Genomic DNA, 4,645 nt, shown 5'->3' on the forward strand with positions numbered 1-4,645 from the left:
TGTAAAATCAACAGCTAATCTGAGCACCGGCGGTACTTCTGTTGATGTAACCGACCATGTACACCCGCAAAATATTTTCATCTGCGAACGCATCTCCAAGATCATCGGTCTTGATATTTGCGGCATCGATATTATGGCGCAAAACCTTACCGAGCCGCTTACTGATACCGGTGGTGTAATACTGGAAGTTAACGCCGCCCCTGGCTTCAGGATGCACATTGCACCAAGCGAAGGCTTGCCACGCAACGTAGCCGGGCACGTGATCGATATGCTTTACCCAACTGGTAAATCGGCCCGCATCCCGATCATCGCTGTTACTGGCACCAACGGTAAAACCACAACCACCCGCTTGATAGCGCACATTGTTAAAAATAACGGGCACCGGGTAGGCTTTACTACTTCGGATGGGATTTACGTACAAAACAACATGATGCTGAAGGGCGATACCACCGGCCCGGTAAGCTCTGAATTTATATTAAAAGACCCAACAGTTGATTTCGCGGTACTGGAAACTGCCCGCGGTGGGATCCTGCGCTCGGGGCTTGGATTTGGCTTTTGCGATATAGGTGTAGTTACCAATATCCAGGAAGACCACCTTGGCTTATCGGATATCCACACGCTTGAGGATCTTTCGCGTGTTAAAAGCGTGGTGCTTAATTCGGTTAAAAAAGATGGCTGGGGCGTTTTAAATGCCGATAATGAATATTGCGTACGCATTGGCAAAAAGGCCGAATGTAACATTGCTTATTTCAGCAGGAACGAAAATAATCCCATCATCAAATCGCATTGCAAAAAAGGGGGCATTGCCGCCATTTGCGAAAACGGCTTCATTACCATTTTAAAAGGCGACTGGAAGATCCGCGTGCAGCGTACCATCCTGATCCCGCTTACTTTTGGTGGTACTGTTCCGTTCATGATCGAGAACGTGCTTGCTGCAACACTGGCCACCTTTTTATGGGGATTTAAAACAGAAGACATCAAGATCTCGCTTGAAACATTCATTCCATCGGCATCACAAACGCCTGGCCGTATGAATATTTTCGAGTTCAAGGATTTCCGTTTCATGATAGATTTTGCCCACAACCCCGATGGCTATACCGGCATCAAGGAGTTTTTAAGGCATATCGATTCGCCGCTTAAGATTGGTATCATAGCGGGCACCGGCGACAGGCGCGATGACGACATCCGCGAACTGGGTAAACTATCGGCCGAAATGTTTGATTATATCATCTTGCGCCAGGAGAAACACCTGCGCGGCCGAACCGCCGAAAATATTATTGGTTTACTCAGAGAGGGAATTGAATCAGTTGATCCTAACAAACAGGTTGAGGTAGTACCTAAAGAAGTTGACGCCATTAAACACGCCATGAGCCTTGCCCAGCCCGGAACATTTATAACCGCGCTGAGTGATGTAATTGATAACGCCATTGAAACTGTACAGGATTACCAGGAGCAGGAGAGGAATGGGTTATTTAACGCCTAACATTCCCTAAAGGGGAGCTTTTGATATGCATATTTTTAATGCGCCGGCTAAGCCAGCGCATTTTTTGTTTATACGCTTTTGCAGGTTCAAACGTGATAACGCCGTAGGTATTAGGAAGATTAAGATCGAATAGGAATGTTGGTAAAAAAAGCCATGTGATTGCGAGGAGCAGCACAGGCCATTGTTATGGGGCGACGCGGCAATCTCGTAGCCCATGCAATCGGATATGCATTTGCTACGAGATTGCCACGCTGCGCTCGCAATGACATATCTTTTACTTAAAAATAGAGATAATTTCGTCTTCTGAACCCGCAAATACTTTACTTTTTAAAACCTTCCGGGGAGGGTTTGGGACGGACTGGTGCCCTTTGGCTTAAATAATAATGCCATAACAACATCGCTGCTACCGTGCGGTAAGGCTTCCATTGTTCGGTCACCGCTAATAACTCTTCCCTTGTAATATCTTTTGGCAGATTTTTTACCCGCTTAAGCGCATTCACCGCGGCCAGGTCCCCGATAGGGAAAACATCGGTGTGCTGTAGTACAAACATCAGGTAAACATCAACCGTCCAGTTACCAATGCCTTTAAGGGCGGTTAGTTTTGTACGGATCACGTCATCCGGCATCCGCTCCATAGCTTCAAGATCGATTTGCCCGCTGATGATAGCTTCTGCAAGGTATTTGATATAGGCTGTTTTTTGGCGGCTGCAATAACAGGCCTTAAATTCTTCGTCGGTAAGTAACAAAACCCTGGCTGGGGTAATTTCCTGCACGCGCTCCCTAAGTTTATTTAAGGCTGATAGGGCTGAAGCCAGCGATACTTGCTGTTCCAGTATAATATGCACCAGGGTTTCAAAAGTATTTGGGCGTGACCATAAGGGCGGATAGCCATGATTTTGGATGATCAGGGCTAAATCCGGGTCAGCGGCTGCGAGTTGATCACAAATGGAATGATAGTTTGAATGGGAAAATTGCTCAAACATAGGTTAATAATATGTTTGCAAGATGCGTGATTGAAGCGGAAACTGCAAATCATTCAACGTAGAGACGCATCACATGCGTCTGTCATAAACAGGTTTAAAAGACGCATGTGATGCGTCCCTCCGCTGGAAACTTACTCATAACTATGCCGCTCAAAATCATAATCAGATTGTGAGGTGATGATCTTCTTTCGCCGCTCGATATCGGTGCCTACATTGTGGTCGTAAATATTATCGGTAACCGCTATGTCGCGTTCCTTATCGCGCTCGGCAAGGTGAATATTGGCTTCAGCTGTTTTGGCGATAGCTGTATCATAAGGTCCCTTGGGCGACATCAGCTTTACAAACACCGGTAAACATTCAAACAAAATGAACAGGTAGCCGATAAAGGAGATAGCGAGATAGGTATCCAGATCACGCTTACCATTTTCGGTATACGTGAGCTGACCCAGTGCCCAGTTACGGTCGGAGAAGCCTGCAATATTGGAGAGGCTGTCAAGTTGATGCTCTGTGAATAAGCGCGTACTATTTAAGCCCTCATAATCCTTGCGGGCACCCAGGTACTGATCCATCTGCCCTAAGTTATCAGTAACGGTTTTAAGGCGGGCTTCTTTTTCTTCCAGCACACTTTGTTTTTGCTTGGCATAAGTGCCGTAACCGGTAATACCCGATGTTTGATTGGTTTTATCCCCAAAAACTTCCTGGTTAAGCTGGTAGCGCGAACGATTAATGTCCCGTTCTAATGAATCCTTTTCTTTTTTCAGGTCATTGTTTTTACCCAGTTCCATGGCATATTTCTGCATGTAGGTTTTTTCGAGGGTATCGATCTTGCTACGCTGACCTTTAAGGTAAGCGGTTTTTAACTTCTGGCGAATTTCTTTATCGAAGATCTTGAGTTCAAGCGGGCGCGATATCACGATACCTATCATAATAGCCAGCAAAATACGAGGTGATGCCTGCAGGATCTGCTGATTGGTTGTACCTTCCTTATTGATGCTGGATACAATGTAGCGGTCCATGTTGAAAATGGCCGTTCCCCATAGCAGGCCAAAAAGTATAGCAAAACCTACAGCAAATGCATCACCATTAAAAACAAAATACATGGCATAGCCGCCGGACAAAGCCGCGAACAAGGCCGTGAAAAATATAGTTGCCCCAATACCAACATACTTATTATGTTCAATAGGGTACTTTTTTAGGGTATCGATATGTGCTCCTGAACAGAACCAGAAAAAGCGTGTAACTTTTTTCATTAAGTAATTATTGTGTAAACATATATGAAACGCTCATACACTTTGATTGTTACAAATAACAAGCCTAAATATTTGATTAAGAAAAAAACTACCTTTGAATTATAATTACATTAAACATGAACGAGATAACCGTACAGGAACTAAAAGAAAAAATTGACAAAGGCGAAGACTTTCAACTGATTGACGTTAGGGAAGATTTTGAATACGAAACTTCAAACCTTGGCGGAGTACTTATACCGCTTGGCGGCGTGCTGATTGAAGCAGAGAAGATAAGCAAAGACAAACCGGTAGTGGTAATGTGCCGCAGCGGTAAACGCAGTGCAGCTGCCATTATGCAACTGGAACAGCGCGGCTTTACTAACCTTTCGAACTTAAGGGGCGGGATCCTTGCATGGCAAGCCGAAATTGACCCTGAATTAAACGTATATTAAAATGGGCTTTAAATTAGTGCTTAATGTTTTGTACACCATGGGTGTCGCATTATGCTTTATTGTAGCTTATAAAATGGCTGTAACTCACAATTACCCGGTAATGGTCGGCGCCATGATCGTTGGTGTAATTGTGATCTTTATGAAGCTACGGCTTTTGAAAGAGGTTAAGGATACCCAAGAAGTGAAAGAGGTTAAGGGTACGCAGAAAAAGAAATAATTGAGCACTAATTTTTTCGAATTATAGCGAATTACACGAATTTATTGCCCTTTGTAGCATTCTGTATAACAGACTTACGAAGTTTTTGAAACTTCGTAAGTCTTATTTAATACACTTTCCCTGGCGCAAGTTTTGTGTTGAGGGAATGAGTGGCGGGTAACTTGTGCCCCCTCTCGCATCCAACTAATCCCAGGCAGCTCCACAGCCTTAATCTCCTAAAAAACATTCTTTTACAATAAGCTTGCAGCATGCAAAAAAAGCTTAACTTCATTGCATGTTTA

The 4,645-nt window shown here is 44.2% G+C and carries 5 protein-coding genes; 3 read left to right on the forward strand and 2 right to left on the reverse strand.

The genetic code is table 11. The features are described 5' to 3' along the window. A partial coding sequence (locus VF500_RS26020; protein WP_330862457.1) for a Mur ligase family protein occupies nucleotides 1-1,483 on the forward strand: 1,483 nt, incomplete at its 5' end. A gap of 320 nt (nucleotides 1,484-1,803) precedes the next feature. Here VF500_RS26020 and VF500_RS26025 read toward each other — a convergent pair. Further along, a complete protein-coding gene (locus tag VF500_RS26025; protein WP_330862458.1) occupies nucleotides 1,804-2,466 on the reverse strand; it encodes a DNA-3-methyladenine glycosylase in 663 nt (220 codons plus the stop codon). A gap of 131 nt (nucleotides 2,467-2,597) precedes the next feature. Next, nucleotides 2,598-3,716, reverse strand: a complete 1,119-nt coding sequence (locus tag VF500_RS26030) for a DUF4407 domain-containing protein (RefSeq protein ID WP_330862459.1) — start codon at nucleotides 3,714-3,716, stop codon at nucleotides 2,598-2,600. 116 nt (nucleotides 3,717-3,832) lie between these two features. On the opposite strand from VF500_RS26030, the gene VF500_RS26035 reads away from it, so the two are divergent. Next, complete coding sequence (locus VF500_RS26035; RefSeq protein WP_330862460.1) at nucleotides 3,833-4,147, forward strand: rhodanese-like domain-containing protein; 315 nt, start codon at nucleotides 3,833-3,835, stop codon at nucleotides 4,145-4,147. Between the two features lies 1 nt (nucleotide 4,148). Next, on the forward strand, nucleotides 4,149-4,364 hold the full coding sequence (locus tag VF500_RS26040; protein WP_330862461.1) for a DUF6358 family protein: 216 nt from the start codon (nucleotides 4,149-4,151) through the stop codon (nucleotides 4,362-4,364). Nucleotides 4,365-4,645 lie beyond the last annotated feature (281 nt).

The sequence above is a fragment of the Mucilaginibacter sp. genome, assembly GCF_036383575.1.
Classification (GTDB): Bacteria; Bacteroidota; Bacteroidia; order Sphingobacteriales; family Sphingobacteriaceae; genus Mucilaginibacter.

What these genes read in the sequence shown, in the direction of transcription:
- VF500_RS26030 (WP_330862459.1), bottom strand. Translation starts at nt 3,716, where the DNA reads ATGAAAAAAGTTACACGCTTTTTCTGGTTCTGTTCAGGAGCACATATC.
- VF500_RS26040 (WP_330862461.1), top strand. Translation starts at nt 4,149, where the DNA reads ATGGGCTTTAAATTAGTGCTTAATGTTTTGTACACCATGGGTGTCGCA.
- VF500_RS26035 (WP_330862460.1), top strand. Translation starts at nt 3,833, where the DNA reads ATGAACGAGATAACCGTACAGGAACTAAAAGAAAAAATTGACAAAGGC.
- VF500_RS26025 (WP_330862458.1), bottom strand. Translation starts at nt 2,466, where the DNA reads ATGTTTGAGCAATTTTCCCATTCAAACTATCATTCCATTTGTGATCAA.